Origin of the sequence: Kocuria soli, from assembly GCF_003797835.1 — a bacterium.
Lineage (GTDB): Bacteria > Actinomycetota > Actinomycetes > Actinomycetales > Micrococcaceae > Kocuria > Kocuria soli.
The window spans coordinates 25828-44490 of the sequence record NZ_RKMF01000019.1; the positions used below are offsets into that span (position 1 = coordinate 25828).

The 18663-nt window shown below is 67.7% G+C and carries 17 protein-coding genes; 8 read left to right on the plus strand and 9 right to left on the minus strand.

All coding sequences use genetic code 11. The annotated features are described in order from the left end of the window. The 3 genes from EDL96_RS12615 (at position 1) to EDL96_RS12625 (ending at position 3166) form a co-directional block, all read left to right on the plus strand. Positions 1-627 (plus strand): thymidine kinase, encoded by a 627-nt coding sequence (locus EDL96_RS12615; RefSeq protein WP_123826597.1) that lies wholly within the window; start codon positions 1-3, stop codon positions 625-627. Positions 628-793: 166 nt separating this feature from the next. Next, positions 794-1507 carry a response regulator transcription factor gene (locus EDL96_RS12620; protein ID WP_123826598.1) on the plus strand — a complete coding sequence of 238 codons (714 nt, stop codon included), beginning with the start codon at positions 794-796 and terminating at the stop codon, positions 1505-1507. 24 nt (positions 1508-1531) lie between these two features. Further along, positions 1532-3166, plus strand: coding sequence for a sensor histidine kinase (locus EDL96_RS12625; protein WP_199732617.1), 1635 nt, complete (start codon positions 1532-1534; stop codon positions 3164-3166). A 95-nt stretch (positions 3167-3261) separates the two neighbouring features. Here EDL96_RS12625 and EDL96_RS12630 read toward each other — a convergent pair whose 3' ends face one another. The 5 genes from EDL96_RS12630 to EDL96_RS12650 all read right to left on the minus strand — a co-directional run bounded on the left by EDL96_RS12630 (position 3262) and on the right by EDL96_RS12650 (position 7968). Beyond that, entirely contained in the window at positions 3262-4197 is a 936-nt protein-coding gene (locus tag EDL96_RS12630) for an RNase H family protein (protein WP_123826599.1), read from the minus strand. Positions 4198-4344: 147 nt separating this feature from the next. After that, on the minus strand, positions 4345-5973 hold the full coding sequence (groL, locus tag EDL96_RS12635) for a chaperonin GroEL (protein ID WP_123826600.1): 1629 nt from the start codon (positions 5971-5973) through the stop codon (positions 4345-4347). 273 nt (positions 5974-6246) lie between these two features. Further along, positions 6247-6906, minus strand: coding sequence for a LytR C-terminal domain-containing protein (locus EDL96_RS12640; RefSeq protein WP_158609621.1), 660 nt, complete (start codon positions 6904-6906; stop codon positions 6247-6249). A 51-nt stretch (positions 6907-6957) separates the two neighbouring features. Then, complete coding sequence (locus EDL96_RS12645; protein ID WP_123826602.1) at positions 6958-7203, minus strand: DUF3263 domain-containing protein; 246 nt, start codon at positions 7201-7203, stop codon at positions 6958-6960. A gap of 3 nt (positions 7204-7206) precedes the next feature. After that, positions 7207-7968 (minus strand): SDR family oxidoreductase, encoded by a 762-nt coding sequence (locus EDL96_RS12650; protein ID WP_123826603.1) that lies wholly within the window; start codon positions 7966-7968, stop codon positions 7207-7209. A 73-nt stretch (positions 7969-8041) separates the two neighbouring features. On the opposite strand from EDL96_RS12650, the gene EDL96_RS12655 reads away from it, so the two are divergent. Both EDL96_RS12655 and EDL96_RS12660 read left to right on the plus strand, forming a co-directional pair. After that, complete coding sequence (locus EDL96_RS12655; RefSeq protein WP_123826604.1) at positions 8042-8719, plus strand: uracil-DNA glycosylase; 678 nt, start codon at positions 8042-8044, stop codon at positions 8717-8719. A 5-nt stretch (positions 8720-8724) separates the two neighbouring features. Beyond that, complete coding sequence (locus EDL96_RS12660; RefSeq protein ID WP_233568891.1) at positions 8725-9645, plus strand: siderophore-interacting protein; 921 nt, start codon at positions 8725-8727, stop codon at positions 9643-9645. Positions 9646-9655: 10 nt separating this feature from the next. On the opposite strand, the gene EDL96_RS12665 is transcribed toward EDL96_RS12660, so the two are convergent. The 3 genes from EDL96_RS12665 to EDL96_RS12675 all read right to left on the minus strand — a co-directional run bounded on the left by EDL96_RS12665 (position 9656) and on the right by EDL96_RS12675 (position 13815). Further along, positions 9656-11614, minus strand: a complete 1959-nt coding sequence (locus tag EDL96_RS12665; RefSeq protein WP_123826605.1) for a threonine/serine exporter family protein — start codon at positions 11612-11614, stop codon at positions 9656-9658. Between the two features lie 121 nt (positions 11615-11735). After that, entirely contained in the window at positions 11736-12818 is a 1083-nt protein-coding gene (locus EDL96_RS12670) for a lipid II:glycine glycyltransferase FemX (protein ID WP_123826606.1), read from the minus strand. A gap of 208 nt (positions 12819-13026) precedes the next feature. Further along, positions 13027-13815, minus strand: coding sequence for a DeoR/GlpR family DNA-binding transcription regulator (locus EDL96_RS12675; protein ID WP_123826607.1), 789 nt, complete (start codon positions 13813-13815; stop codon positions 13027-13029). A 250-nt stretch (positions 13816-14065) separates the two neighbouring features. Between EDL96_RS12675 and EDL96_RS12680 the strand changes: the two genes are divergently transcribed. From EDL96_RS12680 to EDL96_RS12690, 3 genes are all read left to right on the plus strand, one after another. Continuing rightward, the gene (locus tag EDL96_RS12680; RefSeq protein WP_123826608.1) at positions 14066-15826 is read left to right on the plus strand and encodes an ABC transporter ATP-binding protein; all 1761 of its coding nucleotides are present in this window, start codon (positions 14066-14068) and stop codon (positions 15824-15826) included. After that, on the plus strand, positions 15823-17820 hold the full coding sequence (locus EDL96_RS12685) for an ABC transporter ATP-binding protein (RefSeq protein WP_123826609.1): 1998 nt from the start codon (positions 15823-15825) through the stop codon (positions 17818-17820). Before EDL96_RS12680 ends, EDL96_RS12685 begins: the two co-directional genes overlap by 4 nt. Before the next feature lie 107 nt (positions 17821-17927). Then, positions 17928-18530 carry a TIGR03085 family metal-binding protein gene (locus EDL96_RS12690; RefSeq protein ID WP_123826610.1) on the plus strand — a complete coding sequence of 201 codons (603 nt, stop codon included), beginning with the start codon at positions 17928-17930 and terminating at the stop codon, positions 18528-18530. A gap of 1 nt (position 18531) precedes the next feature. On the opposite strand, the gene EDL96_RS12695 is transcribed toward EDL96_RS12690, so the two are convergent. Beyond that, on the minus strand, positions 18532-18663 hold a 132-nt coding region (locus tag EDL96_RS12695; RefSeq protein ID WP_148079896.1), incomplete at its 5' end, for an integrase core domain-containing protein.

Here is an 18663-nt window from a genome sequence, read left to right on the forward strand (position 1 = left end):
GTGGCGAAACTGTACTTCCGCCACGGAGCCATGAACTCCGGAAAATCCACCGCGTTGTTACAGGCTGCGTTCAACTACGAGGAACGCGGGCAGCGTGTCCTGCTGGCCAAGGCCCAGGTGGACACCAAGGGCGACGCCCACGTGGTCTCACGCTTGGGGATCTCCCGCCAGGTGGACCTGCTGGTCTCTCCCGAGGACGACGTCCGTTCCCGGTTCCAGCAGCTGGCCGCCGGTGCCGAGCCCGAAGCCCTCATGGACACGGTGACCCTGCCACCCGTGTCCTGCCTGCTGGTGGACGAGGCCCAGTTCCTCTCCCCCGCCCAGGTGGAAGACCTCCTGCGCATCGCCGTCCTGGACGGTGTTCCCGTACTGGCCTACGGGATCCGCACGGACTTCCGGACCCGCTCCTTCCCCGGGTCCGCGCGCCTGCTCGAACTGGCGCACTCCTTGGAGGAGCTCAAGACGATCTGCCGGTGCGGCCGCAAGGCCATGTTCAACGCCCGCAAGGTGGATGGCCGGTTCGTGTTCGCCGGTGACCAGGTGGCGATCGACGGCGAGGTGAACTACGAATCGCTGTGCGCGGCGTGTTACCTGCGCTTCTCGGACGGCGCGCTCGGGCCGGCCTGAGACTGCCCGGCCGGTTGCCCAGCTGGTTCCTGGCCGGTTGCCGCGCTGGTTGCCGGACGGGGAAGCAGACCTGACGCCGTCGACCGACCTGCCGTACAGTGCACGCACAGAGGAGGCTGGAATCCGTCACAGCGGCCTCACAGAAAACGTCGGGAGAATCGAACGCGTGAACACCAAGACTCCTGAAGCCAAACTGCTGGTCGTCGACGACGAACCCAACATCCTCGAGCTGCTGGCCACCTCGCTGCGCTTCGCCGGGTTCGACGTCGTGACAGCCGCCAACGGCCGCGACGCCATCACCAAGGCGGAGCAGGAGGACCCGGACCTGGCCGTCCTGGACGTCATGCTCCCCGACCTGGACGGGTTCGCCGTCACCCGCAAGCTGCGCGCCGAGGGTCGCTCCTTCCCGATCGTCTTCCTCACGGCCAAGGACGACACCGACGACAAGGTCCAGGGACTGACCGTCGGTGGCGACGACTACGTGACCAAGCCGTTCAGCCTGGACGAGGTCGTGGCCCGGATCCGCGCGGTCCTGCGCCGTACCCAGCCGGCCGAGGAGGACGACTCCCGGCTGCGCGTCGACGACCTGGTGCTCGACGACGACGCGCACGAGGTTTACCGCGGCGACCGTGAGATCGATCTCTCGCCCACCGAGTTCAAGCTCCTGCGCTACCTGATGCTCAACCCCAACCGGGTGCTGTCCAAGGCCCAGATCTTGGACCACGTGTGGGAGTACGACTTCAACGGGGACGCCTCGATCGTTGAGTCCTACATCTCCTACTTGCGGCGCAAGATCGACAACGACCCCAATCTGCCCCCGCTGATCCACACCAAGCGCGGTGTGGGCTACCTGCTGCGCACGGCGAACAAGAACTCCTGACCCCGTCCCGGAGCATCCGCCCCCGTGGAGACCCTCGCAGCCCGCTGGCGAGCGTCATCACTGCGCACGCAGTTGATGGCGCTGACCGGCATGCTCCTGGCCGTCAGCATCGTCGTCACCAGCTTCGTGGCGATCTCCGTGCTGCGGGATTCTCTGATTAATTCGATCGACGAGGACCTGCAGGACTCGTTGCATTCGGTGTCCACGGCACTCATGTCCGAGATGACGGGCAGCCCGACGGAGACCGTCCCGCACCAGGGCTTCCTGCTCTCCGAGGACGGCAAGGTCGTGGCGCACGTCGACGCCACGGGCACGACGACCGCCCAGCCTGACACTCAGCCCGATCTGTCGCGGTTCGACCGAGAGATGGTCGAACAGTCGGAACAGCTGGGGATCACCGTTCCGTCGGCCAACGGGGCGGAGGGGTCCTGGCGGGTCGTGGCGGCACCACAGTCCCGGACCTCCTACACGGTGGTGGTAGCCGAGCCGCTGGGTGACACCAACGGGCTGGTCTCGGCGATCACTCTGCTGACCTTGAGCTTCGGGGCTGCCACCCTGCTGGCTGCCCTGGTGGTGGGGTGGGTGCTGATCACCCGCGCCTTCCAACCGTTGAAAAAGGTCGAACAGACCGCGGCACAGATCGCCGAAGGCGACCTCTCACGGCGTATGGCCGGGTACAACTCGGAAACCGAGGTCGGTCAGCTGTCGATGTCGCTCAACCGCATGTTGGGCCACATCGAGGACGCCTTCGACGCCCGGACACGGTCGGAGGCCAGGCTGCGGCAGTTCGTCGCGGACGCCTCCCACGAGCTGCGCACCCCACTGGTCTCCATCCGCGGATATTCCGAGCTCTACCGCCACGGCGCGCTGCGGGACGAGGAGCAGGTCGGACAGGCCATGGGCCGGATCGAGTCCGAAGCGACGCGGATGACCCAATTGGTCGAGGACCTGTTGTCCCTGGCCCGGTTGGACAGCAAGCGGGAACTGGCCACCGACGACGTCGACCTCCTGGTCCTGGCGCACGACGCCGCCGCGGACTTCGCGGCCTCCAGCCCGGACCGGTCCGTCACGGTCACGAACCTCGACGACGGCCCCGCGACTCCCGTGTGGACGCGAGGCGAGGAAGCCAAACTGCGGCAGGTTGTGGCCAACCTCATGACCAATGCCGTGAGGTACACACCCAAGGGCAGCGACCTGCAGATTCTGATCGGCACCGTGCCGCTGACCGGGGTCCCCCGGGACCAGCGTCCCTCGACGGCCGGGAACACCGACCCCGCGGAGTTCCTCGCCCAGATCAAGGTCCGCGACCACGGCCCCGGCATCAAGGGCGCCGACCGGGCCAAGGTTTTCGAACGCTTCTACCGGGCCGACACGTCCCGAACTCGAGAGACGGGCGGGACCGGGTTGGGTCTGTCGATCGTCTCCGCCGTGATCGACCAGCACGGGGGCACCGTGACCCTGGAGGACACCCCGGGTGGCGGGGCGACGTTCGTCGTGTCCCTGCCCAGCATCTCCACACCCGAGCCGCCGCCGGAGACTCTCGACGAACTCCCGGCAGTGCCCGAACCCACGGCGCCTCCCGTCGTGGAGGACGACCTCCCGCCGATCCCCGAGATCGACGACGACGATCCCGACATCATCCACGACCCCCGCCCCTGACCTCCCTGTCCCTCTCCCCCGCCGAGTGTCCGAGTTCGGTCACCGTGGGGCACCGGAAGCGACCGAACTCGGACTTTCGGCGGGGTGAAGGCGGGTCAGGACTCCTCGGTTACCTGGTGGTGTCGTAGGAACCAGTCGCCCAGCTCGTTGCGAGAGTCCTCCCTGGTCCACAGGGAGGCGTGCACGCGGGTACCCGGAGCCACGGTACTGCCCACCAGGTGGGTCGAGACCAGCACGGCGTTTCGGCTCAGCGTCAGGACCTCGACCACGTGGACGTCGGCCTCGGCGTCCCCTCCCGACAGGGCGTCGGCCTCGACCGGGCGGCCGTCTGCCCCGATCAGCACCGCGTCGGGGTGAACCCGGGCCGCGGGGACGCCGCCCCGGATCCGCTGGAGTTCCAGACCCAGGACCTCCCGGTCCGGTGTGACGCCTTCGGCCAGTGACTCCTGCTGAACGTCCAGGGTGGCCAACAGGTCCGGATCCTGGTCCTGTGCCTCCTCCTGGGGATCGTATTCACCGGAGTCGTACGTGAAGTCGCTCGCCGCGCGGCCCGCGGAAACTCCACCGGCGGCCGCCAGGCCCGGGCCCGTCTCAGGTGCCTTCCCTGCTTGGAACGCGCGTGCGGCGGCGTTGGCCCGCGCGTCGGCGGCCTCGTTGAGTTCGTGGCCGGCGTGGCCCTTGACCCACTCGAAGGTCACGTCACGGCCTTCCATGGCCGCATCCAGTGCTTTCATCAGGTCCAGGTTCATCACGGGCTTGCCGTCCCGCTTCTTCCAGCCCTTCTTCTTCCAGCCGGGCATCCACTTGGTGATCGAGTTGATCACGTACTGGCTGTCGCACAGCACCCGCAGCGGTTCGTCCAGGTGCGCGGTGGATTCCAGCAGGTCCAGAACGGCCTTCAACTCACCCAGGTTGTTCGTGCCGTGCTCCCACCCGCCGGCCTGCCACGAGTCGTCGTCGATGTACCAGGCCCATCCGGCCGGCCCGGGATTGCCCAGCGCGGAACCATCGGCTGCTGCGGTGATTGTCATGGGGAACACTCTTTCACGAGCCTCGGACAGAAAAACCTCCGCCGAGTGTCCGTTTCCGGTCGCTTTCCACGGGTGGAAGCGACCGGAAACGGACACTCGGCGGAGGTGTGGGGTGCTGCGCGGCAGCTGATCAGCCGTGCGGCTGGATCACATCATGCCGCCCATGCCGCCCATCGGGTCCTCTCCGCCGCCTGCCGGAGCGGGCTCCGGCTTGTCGGCCACGACGGCCTCGGTGGTCAGGAACAGACCGGCGATCGAACCGGCGTTCTGCAGCGCCGACCGGGTCACCTTGACGGGGTCGTTGATGCCCGCGGCCATCAGGTCCTCGTACTCGCCGGTCGCGGCGTTCAGGCCGAAGCCCTTGTCCAGGCCACGGACCTTGTCGACGACGACGCCCGGCTCCAGCCCTGCGTTCAGAGCGATCTGCTTGAGCGGTGCGTCGATGGCGACCTTGACGATGTTCGCGCCGGTGGCCTCGTCACCGTCGAGGGTCAGCTTCTCGAACGCCGACTTGCCGGCCTGGATCAGAGCCACGCCACCACCGGCGACGATGCCCTCCTCCACGGCGGCCTTGGCGTTGCGCACGGCGTCCTCGATGCGGTGCTTGCGCTCCTTGAGCTCCACCTCGGTCGCGGCACCGGCCTTGAGCACTGCCACGCCACCGGCCAGCTTGGCCAGGCGCTCCTGCAGCTTCTCGCGGTCGTAGTCCGAATCGGAGTTCTCGATCTCGGCGCGGATCTGGGCCACGCGGCCTTCGATCTCCTCCTGGGTGCCGGCGCCGTCGACGATCGTGGTCTCGTCCTTGGTGACGACGACCTTGCGGGCGGTGCCCAGCTCGTCCAGGGTCGCGGTCTCCAGGGAGAGGCCGACCTCTTCGGTGATGACCTGGCCACCGGTCAGGATGGCGATGTCGGCCAGCTGAGCCTTCCGGCGGTCACCGAAGCCCGGAGCCTTGACGGCCACGGACTTGACCGCGCCGCGGATCTTGTTGAGCACCAGCATGGCCAGCGCCTCGCCCTCGACGTCCTCGGCGATGATCAGCAGCGGCTTGCCGCCCTGCATGACCTTCTCCAGCACGGGGACCAGGTCCTTCACGGCGGAGATCTTGGAGTTGACGATCAGGATGTAGGGGTCCTCCAGGACCGCTTCCTGACGGTCGGTGTCGGTCACGAAGTAACCGGAGAGGTAGCCCTTGTCGAAGCGCATGCCCTCGGTCAGTTCGAGGTCCAGCCCGAAGGTGTTGGACTCCTCGACCGTGATGACGCCTTCCTTGCCGACCTTCTCCATGGCCTCGGCGATGAGCTTGCCGATCTCCGGGTCAGCGGCCGAGATGGACGCGGTGGCGGCGATCTCGTCCTCGGTCTCGACCTCCTTGGCGGAGGACAGCAGTTCCTCCGTCACGGCTGCCACGGCCTTCTCGATGCCGCGCTTGAGCGACAGCGGATCCGCGCCGGCGGCCACGTTGCGCAGGCCCTCACGGACCAGGGCCTGGGCCAGAACGGTTGCGGTGGTGGTGCCGTCACCGGCGACGTCGTCGGTCTTCTTGGCGACCTCCTTGACCAGCTCGGCGCCGATCTTCTCGTAGGGGTCCTCGAGCTCGATCTCCTTGGCGATGGAGACACCGTCGTTGGTGATCGTGGGGGCGCCCCACGACTTCTCGAGCACGACGTTGCGGCCGCGCGGGCCGAGGGTGACCTTGACGGCGTCGGCCAGGGTGTTCAGGCCGCGTTCGAGACCGCGACGGGCCTCCTCGTCGAAAGCGATCAACTTTGCCATGTGTTTCGTCCCTCCTGGACGGTCAACAGACTGTGCGCCGCACCCGGTGCCCGCGACGGACGGAGCAAGCGCGTGGGATGGCCCGCACGTCATTGCCCCTCACCGAGTTCGGCTGGAGTTCACTCACTGTGCCGGGAACCGTGGCGGCCGCAGCATGGCCACCTAGCAGTCCACGCGACTGAGTGCTAAGCCCATTATTGGCACTCTGTCCGGGTGAGTGCAAACCCCTTGAGCCAGTTCGACTCAGTGTTCACCGTGGGCGTTCACGGCGACTCACGCACCGTCCTCGGCAAGATCGGATCCGATCACGACGACGATCGGGTAACCCACCGCCTCGTCACTGGCCACTTGTTCGATCCCCAGATGATCCGCGACGGCCTGCGCCTGTTCCTCGTCGTCGGCGTAGTAGACCACGCTCTGCTCCACACCCACGCCCCAGTCGTCGGTGGCGGAGACCGTCCACCCGGCTGAGCTCAGGTCCTGGGCCGTGGTGCCCGCGGCCCCGTCGACCTCGGCCGCGTTGTAGACGCCCACCTGGACGGAGGCGTCGGGCTCCACCGTGGGTTCGGCCTCCTGCGTGGGCGTGGCCGATTCGGTCGCCTCTTGCGACTGCGACTGAGACTGCGACGGCGAGGCCGAAGCCCCACTCGCAGCCCCCGGGGCGGCCTCGGAGTTGCCGCCGAGCAGGTAGGCAGCCGCTCCGACCGCGAGGGCCACCGCCCCGGCCAGGAGCAGACCGGCGATCTGGCGGGTCACCCGCGGGGCGGGGGCGTCCAGGGCCCTGTGGGCTCCGACTCGCGCCCCCTCCTCCGGTACGTCGTCGAAGGCGTCGCGTGGCCACGACGACGCGGAGGCCGACGACGAGGTACACCCCGCGGACACCTCGGGGTCGCGCGCGGGCGGGTTGGCCGGAGACTGACTGGACGGGGTCATGGGCACCATCCTCCCATCTCGGGCAGCCCCACGGCCCCGGGACGGTCCCGCTCAGGCCGTCGCACCGGAGGCCCCGTCACGCTGGTCACGGAGTCTGCGCAGCAAGGCGGGCCGCAGCGCCCAGGCGTCCGCGTCGTCGATGAGCACGTTGAGCCGTTGGTAGTACGCCGTCACCGGGATCCCGAGCTCGCTGCGGATCGCCCGTTCCTTGGCACCCTGGTACTTGAACCGCCGCCCCTCGAGTTCGAGGATCTGCAGGCTCAGGTCGTCCAGCCCCGCGGGCTGCTGTTCCCCCACGGTTCAGCCCTTCTGTTCGGTCCGCGGGCGGACGGACACGGTGGTGAGTTGGACATCCGGACCGGCGTCGACGACGGTCCGGACGGCCGCTGCCACCGTGGCCGGTTGGATGTATTCCTCGGACCGGTACGGCTTTCCGACGGACTCGAAGATGCCCCGCAGCATGGGTGTGTCCGTGGGGCCGGGGTGAACGGAGCTGACGCGAATGCCGTCGGGTTCGACCTCCTGCCGCAAGGCATCGCCGAAGGCCCGCAGGGCGAACTTGGAGGCGGCGTAGACGGCGTTGCCGCCACTGGCCTTGAACCCGGCGCCCGAGTTGATGAGCACCACGGTGCCGCGTGCGGCGCGCAGGGCCGGGAGCGCCGCCCGGGTCAGCTCGGCCGGGACCATGACGTTGAGTTCCAACTGGGCCTGCCAGTCCGCCGGGCAGGCTTCCGCCACTCCCAACCGGTGTCCCAGGGCTGCGGCATGGACCAGGACGTCCAACGTCTGCAGGGACTCGACCAACGCGGGCAGCTTGTCGAAATCCGTGAGATCCGCCGCCACCGTTTCCACCGCGGGCCCCAGGCCCGTGAGACCGGCCAAACGTTCGGGGTCGCGTCCCACGGCGATCACCCGGTGGGTGGCGGCCAGGTTCTCGACGACGGCGCGGCCGATGCCGCCGGTGGCGCCCGTGACCAGAGCCAGTGGTCGTGGACCTCCGGTCGACGCCCGGGGTGCGGGATCCGTGGCGGTGACTGTTGCGTCGTCGTCGAAGGTCGTCATGGCCACACTCTAGGAGCACGGTCGGACGGGACACGACTCCGGTCGACGATGCGCGGCGTGGCACAGTAGCCCCATGACCAAGGGCGATTTGTCGGAGATCATGGCCGCGGACTGGGCGGAGGCCCTGCGGCCGGTGGAGGGTGTCATCCGTGAGCTCGGGGACTTCATCCGCGCCGAACACGCGGCGGGATTCCGAACGTTCCCCCCGGGGCAGGACATCTTCCGGGCCTTCCAGGAACCGATGTCGGAGGTCAAGGTGCTGGTGGTCGGTCAGGACCCCTACCCCACCACCGGGCACGCCATGGGCCTGTCCTTCTCCGTGCGCCCGGACGTGCGGCCGCTGCCCCGCTCCCTGCAGAACATCTACAAGGAGCTCCAGGACGACCTGGGTATCCCGCCGGCGCAGCACGGGGATCTGAGCGCCTGGACCCGGCAGGGCGTCATGCTGCTCAACCGATGCCTGACGGTGCGCGAGGGTGCCCCCGCCTCGCACCACGGCAAGGGCTGGGAAACGGTCACGGAGTGCGCGATCAAGGCGCTGGCCACCCGAGGTCGCCCGCTGGTCGGTCTCCTGTGGGGGCGCCCCGCACGCTCGACGGCGCAGTGGCTCGGTGGGGCACCACGGGTCGAGTCCGCCCACCCGTCGCCGTTGTCGGCCTCGAAGGGTTTCTTCGGGTCCCGCCCGTTCTCCCGGGTCAACGAGATGCTCGAACAGCAGGGTGTCGGTCCCGTGGACTGGCGCGTAGGCTGAATTAGGTGACGTCAGCTACACCTAATTCAGACTCCCCGTCGTCCTCCGCGTCGTCCTCCGCGTCAACAGCGGCACCACGCACGCAGCACAGGCCGAGGAAGCCGCAGATCAACCTGGTCGTTCGGCAGCGGCTGCAGCTGTCCGCCTCGATGGTGCGGGTGGTTGCGGACATCCAGGACCCGTCGCAGTTCCAGGACATCGAACCACCGGAGAAGTACGTCAAGCTGGTGTTCTTCGACCCCGCCCTAGACCTGGGCCCGCACCCCGATTACTGGGAACTCAAGGAGAGCCTGCCTCCTGAACAGCAGCCGGTCACGCGCCACATGACGCTGCGGAAGGTCGATCTGGAACGCGGCTCCGTGTGGATCGACGTGGCCACCCACGGGCAGGTCGGTTTCGCCGGCCCTTGGGCCATGCAGGCTCAACCCGGGGACACGATCGTCGCCGTGGGCCCCGGGGGCAAGTGGGTCCCGGACCCCCAGGCCTCCTGGTCCCTTTTCCTGGGCGACGACGCCGCCATCCCCGCGATCGCGGCCAACCTGGAGACCCTGCCCGACGACGCCCAAGGCGTGGTCCTCCTGGAGGTGGAGGGCCCGGAGGACCACATGGACCTTCCGGTTCCTTCCGGCATGACGTTGCGATGGTGCCATCGACGGGACCAGGCGCCGGGGACGCACGCGCTGGTCGAGGCCGCGGAGGCCGTCGAATGGCCGACGTCGACGGAGGGCGTCCAGGCCTTCGCCCACGGCGAGCGCGAGGCGATGAAGCTGCTGCGGCCGATCATCTTCGGCGGTTCGACAGGTTCGACCGACCCGCAGGGCAGAGGACTGACCAAGGAACAGGTGTCGATCTCCGGTTACTGGGCGCGCGGTCGAACGGAAGAAGTGTTCCAGGCGGAGAAGCGCACGCCCATCGGCCAGGTCTGAGCGCTGCCGGTCACCGTCGTCGGTTACGGTCCAGGCCCACACCGTGCTGCTGCTTGGTGAACGGTCGCATCAGGTACTGACCCAACACCAGCCCGGCGGCCATGGTCACGATGGTCGTCATGGCCGTCACCAGCGCCACCACGCCGTCGCCCGTGGTCTGACCCTCGATGACCACGGTGTACATGCCGCGGAAGATCGACAGGCCGGGCAGCAGAAAGGTCATGGCGGGGATGGCGATCACCAGGGAGGGGATCCGCAGCCTTCCCGCGGCTAGTGCGGCGATGCAGCCGACCGTGACCGCGCCGAAGACCGCCTGCAGCCTCACGTCCAGCCCGACGTACCCCGCCCCGTGGTAGGCCACCAGCCCGCCCAGAGACGCCACCAGGACCGGCAGCAGGAAGCAGGGTGAAGCCTGAAGCGTGATCGCGATGAACACCGCGGCCAGCTCCATGAACACGATGTTCATGACCACCCCGGGCGGTTCGAACTGGCCCTGGGCCGGGTCCACCGCCATGATCCCGCCCAGACCGGCCAGAACGATTCCCGCGTAGATGCCCGCGACGATCCCGGCGAAGGCCATACCGGTGGACACCACGCGGCCCGCCGCGGTCACGGGGAACCCGCTGATCGCGTCGTGCATCGTGGACATGAACCTGGTGGTGGGCATGAGCATGATCAGGCCCGCGGCGATCACCCGTGGCGGGGAGATGTCCACGTCCGCCCAGGTGAAGGCCATGGCCAGCACGGTCACCACGAATCCGGAGGCGATCATGCTGAAGAACTCCGGGTAGCGACGCCGACCCATCCAGATCCCGATCCGCGCCACGATCAGCCCGGACACACCTGAGATCCCGGCGCCGACGAGCCCACCACCGATCCCCAGGGTGATGGTCGCGGCGGCCGCGATCATCGCCGCGGTGACCACCCAGTTGGGGAAGGTCTTGGGGCTCGAGTTGATGGTCTCCAGCCGGGCACTGGCCTCACCGCGGGGCATCTCCCCCTCGATGATTTCCGTGACCAGCTGGTGGGTCGCGGCCAGTGCCGCGTAGTTGTCGGTCCAGGAGCGGACCACACGCATGACCGTGTGGCTGGTCGTGTTGTTGTCGTTGAAGACGTCCTCGCGCGTGCGGGTCCCGGTGTGCCCGACGTCCGGAACGTAGTTGATGGTGACGGCCTGGTTGGTGATGTCCACCTCCAGGTTCTCCACCCCGTACGTGGCGCACACCGCCACGATGGCGTTCTCCACCTCCAGCGCGTCCGCGCCGTAGTGGAACATGGTTTCGGCCAGGCGAAGAGCGAAGTTCAGGGTGCGCCGCGCCTCCTTCTCCCCCGAGTCGGCGTGCCGACGCAGGTGAGCGAACGGGCTGGCGGCCAGCCGGTCGACGAGCCCCATGGGCGCCGTCATGCCGGTGTCGCGCTTCATGAGGGACCGCAGCACACGCTTGGACCGCGGCTGGGTGGCGGTGGCTGAGGTCGAGTCCGAGGACGGGTACGCGGCCGGCAGGACGGTCGTGGACGGACCGGCTGCGACCGGTGCGACGTCGATGCCGGTGGTGTCAGGGCGCGTCACCTGCGCCGTCGTCGTCGCTGAACGACGGCGACCCGAGGTCGTGACCGGAAGAGTCTGCGCCGGCGACTCACGGCGCAAGCGGTCCCGCTCGATCTCCTCCGGCGTGAGAACGGGGATGGGCCTGGGGACAGCCGTCAGCGCCTCGGTCCGTGCCCCCTCCGCGCGCGCCCGGGCACGTTCGGCCTGGGCCTCCGTGGACACGGTCCGGGTGACGGTGCCACCCGGGGACCGGTCCACCAGGTGGAGCTCCGCGTCCGGACCGAACGGCTGCGACCACTCGGACTCGGGATCGGCCCACCCGGACACGGGGTAGTGACGTGAACCGTCCAAGGAATGAGCCAAGGCGACCAGCCCTGCGGGGGTCTCCCCCACCGGCTGTGTCCCCACTGCCGGACCCATCGCTTCACCTCCCAAGAATCACCGAACCCGGCACGGGACGTGCCGGGCACCGGGCGAGGACGGTCGACCAGAAACGGCCGACTCAGTAGGTCGACTCAGTAGGTCGACTCAGTAGGTCGACTCAGTAGAAGGGCTCATGCTTGGAACGGACCCACAGCTGACGCATGACCTTCTCCGCCAGTTTGTTCCAGAGCGCCGCCTTGGCGGGGCTGATCTCCTGGTCCCAGACGCCCACGTAGTCGATGACCTCCTTGGTGAAGGCGGTCTTGAACAGCCCCAGCCCGTAGAGGGGGTGCTCCTCGTTCTTGAGTTCGTCCGACGGCGGCGTTCCGCACAGGTCATAGTCGATGATGCCGTAGTCGTTCTTGAGGTCGTTGATGACCCTCCACTGCAGCAGGTGACCGTCGCCGCGCTGCTTACGCCGCGGCTTGGACCCGCCGTCCTTGTAGGTACCGTGCCGCCCGTAGTTGACGACGAACGCGCCCATCGACGGCTCGCCGTCCTCGTGGACGAAGTACAACCGGCCCTGGCCCGCTTCGGCGAAGTTCGTCCAGAACTTCCGGTAGTACTCGTAGGGCCGCAGCGTGATGTTCGCTTCGCCCTGCCCCACCGTGTTCATGAGGGCGAACATGGTCTTCATGTTCTCCTCGGTGAGTTCCACCCGTTCAACGGGAGTGCCCTCGCGCTCGGCACGGCGCAACATGTTGCGGCCCTTGGACTTCATGCCGGCCATGATCTCGTCCGGCTCACGGTCCGTGTCCAGCAGCGCCGTGTGGTCGTTGGGCTGGATGTCGAAGGACTTGGTCAGCCCGGCGGCAGTGAGAGTCTGCTGGGCCTCCTCACCGGCCAGGAACACGGGTTCGTACTTGACCAGGAAGACGTTCTTGGCGCTCTCCCGGATGAAGGCCTCCGTGGCCTTGGTGAACCCCACCAGGTCGTTGAGGACCTCCACGGAGGGGCCACGCACGATGTACCAGACCCGCCCCACCACGGGCACGGACTTCTCCAGGGCCAAGGTGTAGACGGGCTGCGACCCGTCGTCGGGTTCGTGGACCAGGTGAACGGGCCGCCAGCCGTGGTGCTTCTTGACGTCCGCGTAGGAGGCGGACTGCAGCATGTCACCGCCGCGGGGATTCGCCTGGACGTGGGTGTCCCAGTCCGCGACTTCCTGCGGCGTCGCAAAGCGTGCGGTGAACTCTCGCAAAGTGCTCTCTCCCGTTTCCGATGTCTGTGCTCCGAGTGTCTGTGCTCCGCGATCCGGCGCTGAGACCCGGCGTCGGGATCCCGAGGCCGATGCGCCAAGGTGGCGGATCCAGACAGGTTGCTCAGCAGTTACCGTACCGGCTTCCCCGCAGGACTCACCGTCTTGGCGGGGCATCGGCGGCTGTGATTCTCACCGTCCGTGGGCGGTGTCAGGCCACGATCACCTCGACGCCGCCCTCCTCCAGGGCCGCGGCCAGGGGACCCGTGGGGGCCGCGTCCGTGATGAGTGCGTCCACCTGGGTGAAGGTTGCGAACCGCGCCAGGTTCTCGTGGTTGTGCTTTTCTGCATCGCACAGGACCACCACCTTGCGGGCCGAATTCACGATCGCCGTCTTGACGGCAGCCTCGGGCAGTTCAGGGGTGGAGAAGCCGAAACCCGCGGCCACGCCGTTGCACCCCAGGAAGGCGACGTCCGCCCGGTACCGGTTGTACTGCTCGGCGGTGAAGACCCCGGAGGCCGCCCAGGTCAAGGTGCGGACCCGTCCCCCCACGAGTTCCAGGTCGATCTCCGGCTGGTCGGCCAGCCGTCCGGCCACGTGGAGGGCATGGGTCATGACCAGCAACGACTGGTCGCTCGAACCGGTCCGCCGGGTCGCGAGCGCGTCCGCGAACGTCTCGACCGTGGATCCGGCGTCCAGGACCACGCTGGTCGCCTCGGTGTACTCGAGCAGTTCCAGTGCGGCAGCCGCGATGCGCCGCTTGGCCGGGGTCTTCAGCGTGGCCCGGCTGTCCAGGGACTGTTCCACGGAGTCCGTGCGGTCCAGGGAGACGGCGCCGCCGTGTACCCGTCGCAGCACACCTTCGGACTCGAGCGCTGCGAGATCCCGGCGTATGGTTTCCATCGTCACGGTGAACCGGCGCGCCAGATCCGCACCGCTGACGCGGCGGGTGTCTCCGACGAGTCGGGCGATTTCCGCCTGGCGTTCTTCGGCAAACATTGAGCTCCATTCCTTGTCCTGCATAGGCCAATTCTGTAGCCAGGATGACCGATTGCGGTATCACCGACCGCCATGAGAATCGGGCCTGACCGGGTCCGGGTACTTGGCGGTAGGGTTCACGTGCCCGAAAGACATCTTCCAATATCCCAAGACGCAAGCACGCAACCGTACCCACTTGCTGTCAGTTGCGGCCAGGTCCTGTCCGCTGAAGGTCCTAGTCTGATCCGCGTCCCCTAGTTCCGGAGTACCCGTGCTGTTACGTCTGATCCGCCAGTACACCGGCCGATACCTGCCCTGGGTCATCGGCGTCGTGTTGCTGCAATTGATCGCCGCCCTGGCGATCCTGGTTCTGCCCGCTCTCAACGCGCGCATCATCGACCGGGGCATCGCTCAGGGCGACATCGGCGTGATCACGTCCACGGGCACGGTCATGCTCGGTGTGACCCTGCTGCAGGCCATCGCCTCCGTTTGCGCCGTGTACTGCGGGGCGAAGGCTGCGATGGGGACCGGGCGGGACCTCCGCCGAGCGGTCCAGCGTTCGGTGGCCCGGTTCTCGGACCGGGAGGTGGAAACCTTCGGTGCGCCGTCGTTGATCACCCGCGGAACCAACGACGTCCAGCAGGTCCAGATGTTGGTCCTCATGGGACTCAACATGATGGTCGCCGCACCGTTGATGGCCGCGGGCGGGATCATCATGGCCATCCGCGAGGACCCCGGGCTCTCCTGGCTCGTGTGGGTCTCGGTTCCGTTGCTCGCGGTGCTCATCGGTGTGATCGTGGTGCGGCTGATGCCCATGTTCCGTTCGATGCAGTCCCGGATCGACGAGATCAACGGAGTCCTGCGCGAACAGGTCGTGGGCCTGCGCGTGGTGCGGGCCTTCGTGCGGGAGGACTACGAACGCAACCGGTTCGCCACCGCCAACGACGCGCTGGCCACGGTCTCCATGCGCATCGGCGAACTGTTCGTGCTCATGTTCCCGCTCATCATGATGGTCCTGCACGTGGCCACCGCGGCCGTGGTGTGGTTCGGAGCGCACCGGATCGACGACGGTCAGCTCGAGGTCGGTGGCATGACCGCCTACATCCAGTACCTGCTGCAGATCCTCATGGCCGTGATGATGGGCGTGTTCATGCTCATGATGACGCCGCGCGCGCTGGTCTCCGCCGAACGTATCGGCGAGGTGCTGGACGCCCGCAGCACGTTGCACGAACCCACCTCCCCCGTCGTGCCGTCCGCCCGTACCGGGTTGGTCGAGTTCCGCTCGGTGGCCTACTGCTACCCGGGCGCCGAACGCCCGGTGCTCGAAGACCTGACCTTCCGCTGCGCCCCGGGCACGACGACGGCGATCATCGGCTCCACGGGGTCCGGCAAGTCCACCCTGCTGAACCTCATCCCCCGACTGGTGGACCCGACCGGTGGTGAGGTCCTGCTGGACGGAGTGGCCCTGCCGGAGTTGCCCCGGGAGGAGATCGTGAACCGAGTGGCTGCGGTGCCGCAGAAGCCGTACCTGTTTGCGGGCACCGTGGCCTCCAACCTCCGGTTCGGAAACCCCAATGCCACGGACGAGGAGCTGTGGGGAGCCCTGGAGATCGCGCAGGCGGCGGACTTCGTGCGGCGCATGCCGGAGGGCCTGAACAGCACCATCTCCCAGGGAGGAACATCGGTCTCGGGTGGCCAACGGCAGCGGTTGTGCATCGCCCGGGCTCTCGTGGCCCAGCCGTTGGTTTACCTGTTCGACGACTCCTTCTCCGCACTCGACGTGACCACGGATGCGCGGCTGCGGGCAGCCCTCAAACCGGTCACGGCTGACGCGACCGTGATCGTCGTGGCACAGCGGGTGTCCACCGTGGTCGACGCGGATCAGATTCTGGTGCTGGAACACGGACGGATCCAGGCCCGCGGAACTCACGACCAGCTCCTGGAGTCCTCCGCCACCTATCGGGAGATCGTGGAGTCCCAGTTGAACCCGCAGGAGGTCACCGTGGACGCAGCCGAGGAAGGCAACTCATGAGCCGACAGGAACAGACACCGGAGTCCCTGGAACCCGCCAGGGAGGCCTCAGAGGCGGTTCCGTCGGCGTCCGCAGACCCCGACCAGGACCCAGAGGTCCTGGGTGAGGGCGTTCCCCCGGGGAAGAAGGCCAAACACTTCTGGCCCACGGCCGGCCGTATCGCGGGACTCTTTGCGGGGCACCGGGTGGGCCTGGCAACGGTCACAGCCTTCATCACGGTGTCCGTGGTGCTGGCGGTGCTTGCCCCCCAGTACCTGGGCAAGGCCACCGACGTCGTCTTCGCGGGTGTGCTGCAGCGCGACCTACCCGCGGGGACCTCGCAGGCCGAGGTGGTCTCGGGACTGCGCGCAGAGGGCAACGACTCCCTGGCCGAGGTCTTCGCGGCCATGGACCTGGTCCCCGGTGCCGGCATCGACTTCCACCGGCTGGGGGTGTTGATCCTGCTGGTGCTGGCCATGTACGCGGGATCCTCCGTCCTGGCCTGGGCGCAGGGGTGGGTGCTGAACAAGATCTCCGTGATCATCATCCGTGACCTGCGCGAGCGCGTGGAGTCCAAGCTGCACCGGCTGCCCCTGAGCTACTTCGACACCCGACGCCGCGGTGAGGTCATGTCCCGGGTCACCAACGACGTCGACAACGTACAAACCACCCTCCAGCAGACCTTCTCCACGCTGCTGGAATCCACGATGCGCGTCCTGGGCATCGTGATCATGATGTTCATCCTGTCCTGGCAACTGGCCCTGGTCGCACTGGTGGCCCTGCCCTTGTCCGCAGCGGCGGCCGGGGTGGTCGGCTCCCGCGCGCAGAAGCACTTCGGGCGGCAGTGGGCGGCAACCGGTGCGCTCAACGGTCAGATTGAGGAGGACTTCTCCGGGCATCGACTGGTCACGGTCTTCGGCCGCGAGAACGCCATGGCCGACCAGTTCGACGAGCGCAACGACGAGCTGTACTCGGCGGCTTTCAGCGCCCAGTTCACCTCGGGCACGATCATGCCCATCATGCAGTTCATCAGCTGGTTGTCCTACGTGGGCATCGCGGTGGTCGGTGGGCTTCGCGTGATCTCCGGTCAGATGACCCTGGGTGCGGCCACGGCCTTCATCCAGTACTCCCGCGAGTTCACCCAGCCGCTGTCCCAGGTGGCGGGCATGGCCACCCAGTTGCAGTCCGGTGTGGCCTCTGCGGAGCGGGTCTTCGAACTCCTGGACGCCGACGAACAAGAACCCGACCCGCCGGCCATCGACCTTCCCGAACGCACGGAAGGGCGCGTCCGGTTCGACCAGGTGTCCTTCTCCTACTCGCCTGACGAGCCGCTCATCGAGGACCTCTCCTTCGAGGCGCACCCCGGGCACACCGTGGCGATCGTGGGCCCCACCGGGGCGGGAAAGACCACGCTGGTCAATCTGGTCATGCGGTTCTACGAACTGGACTCCGGACGCATCACCCTGGACGAGACGGACATCACCTCGATGACCCGGGCGCAGCTGCGCTCCCGCGTGGGCATGGTCCTTCAAGATGCCTGGCTCTTCGAAGGCACCATCCGGGAGAACATTCGGTACGGGCGCCTGGACGCCACCGACGAGGAGGTGGAAGCGGCAGCCGTCGCCACGTCCGTGGACCGCTTCGTCCGGTCCCTGCCCGACGGTTACGAGACGTTGATCGAGGACGAGGGAGGCAACATCTCCGCCGGTGAACGCCAGCTGATCACGATCGCCCGCGCTTTCCTGGCCGCCCCGGCCCTGTTGATCTTGGACGAGGCGACCTCATCCGTGGACACCCGTACCGAGGTCGCCGTGCAGAAGGCCATGGCAGCGTTGCGTCAGGGGCGGACGTCGTTCGTGATCGCCCATCGACTTTCCACCATCCGGGACGCGGACACGATCCTGGTCATGAACCAGGGCCGCATCGTCGAACAGGGTGACCACGATTCCCTGTTGGCCGCCCGCGGCGCCTACTGGGACCTCTACCGCAGCCAGTTCCAGGAAGGCAAGGCCTGAGTTCCGTCACCGTGCCGATGGGGCTACCGTGGGAGACACGAGCCAGGCACGACACCCAGGCACGTCCTGGCTGACCCCACCAGCCCGCACCGGGCAGAGGAGCTACCGTGACCAACTTCGCCGTCGTCGAACGCCGCCATCTGGCCGCCTTGTTGCGTCGGGTGGGCCCCGAGGCCCCCACGCACTGCGAGGGGTGGAAGACCCGCGACCTTGCCGTGCACCTGGTCGAACGTGATTCCCGACCGGACATCCTGGTCGGCAAGTTCGCGCCCAAGCTGCCCGTCCTGGGGAAGCGCGCCAAAGCTGGCGACGACGCCCTGTACGCCCTTCCGTGGAACGAGCTGGTGGCACGGCTGGAGAAGCCCGCGCTGCTCTCCGCCGCCCGGGTCGGGCCGCTGGACAAGCGCATGAACACGGCCGAGTTCTTCGTGCACCACGAGGACGTCCGCCGCGCCCAGGAGACCTGGCACCGCAGGCAGCTCCTGCTGGACGAGGAGAAGGACCTGTGGGCTTCGCTCCAGCTCATGGCCAAGCCGCTGCTGCGCGGCGAGCAGGACTCGATCCTGCTGGTGGCCTCCGGGCACGGATCGATCAGCGCCGGCCGGGGAAAGACCAAGCGCGTCCAGCTGGTGCGCGGGAATCCCTCGGAGCTGCTGCTGTGGGCCTACGGCCGACGTGATGCCGCGGAGGTCGTGATCACGGAGGAGTGATCTAGTTGTACTTCCCCGTGACGTTGTGAACGCGTTGTGAGGGTGTTTGGCCGCCGATGCCGGTGTGGGGTCTGTGGTGATTGTAGTGATGGAGCCACCGCGTGTAGGCGGCTTCTCGTTCGGCCTCACTGGT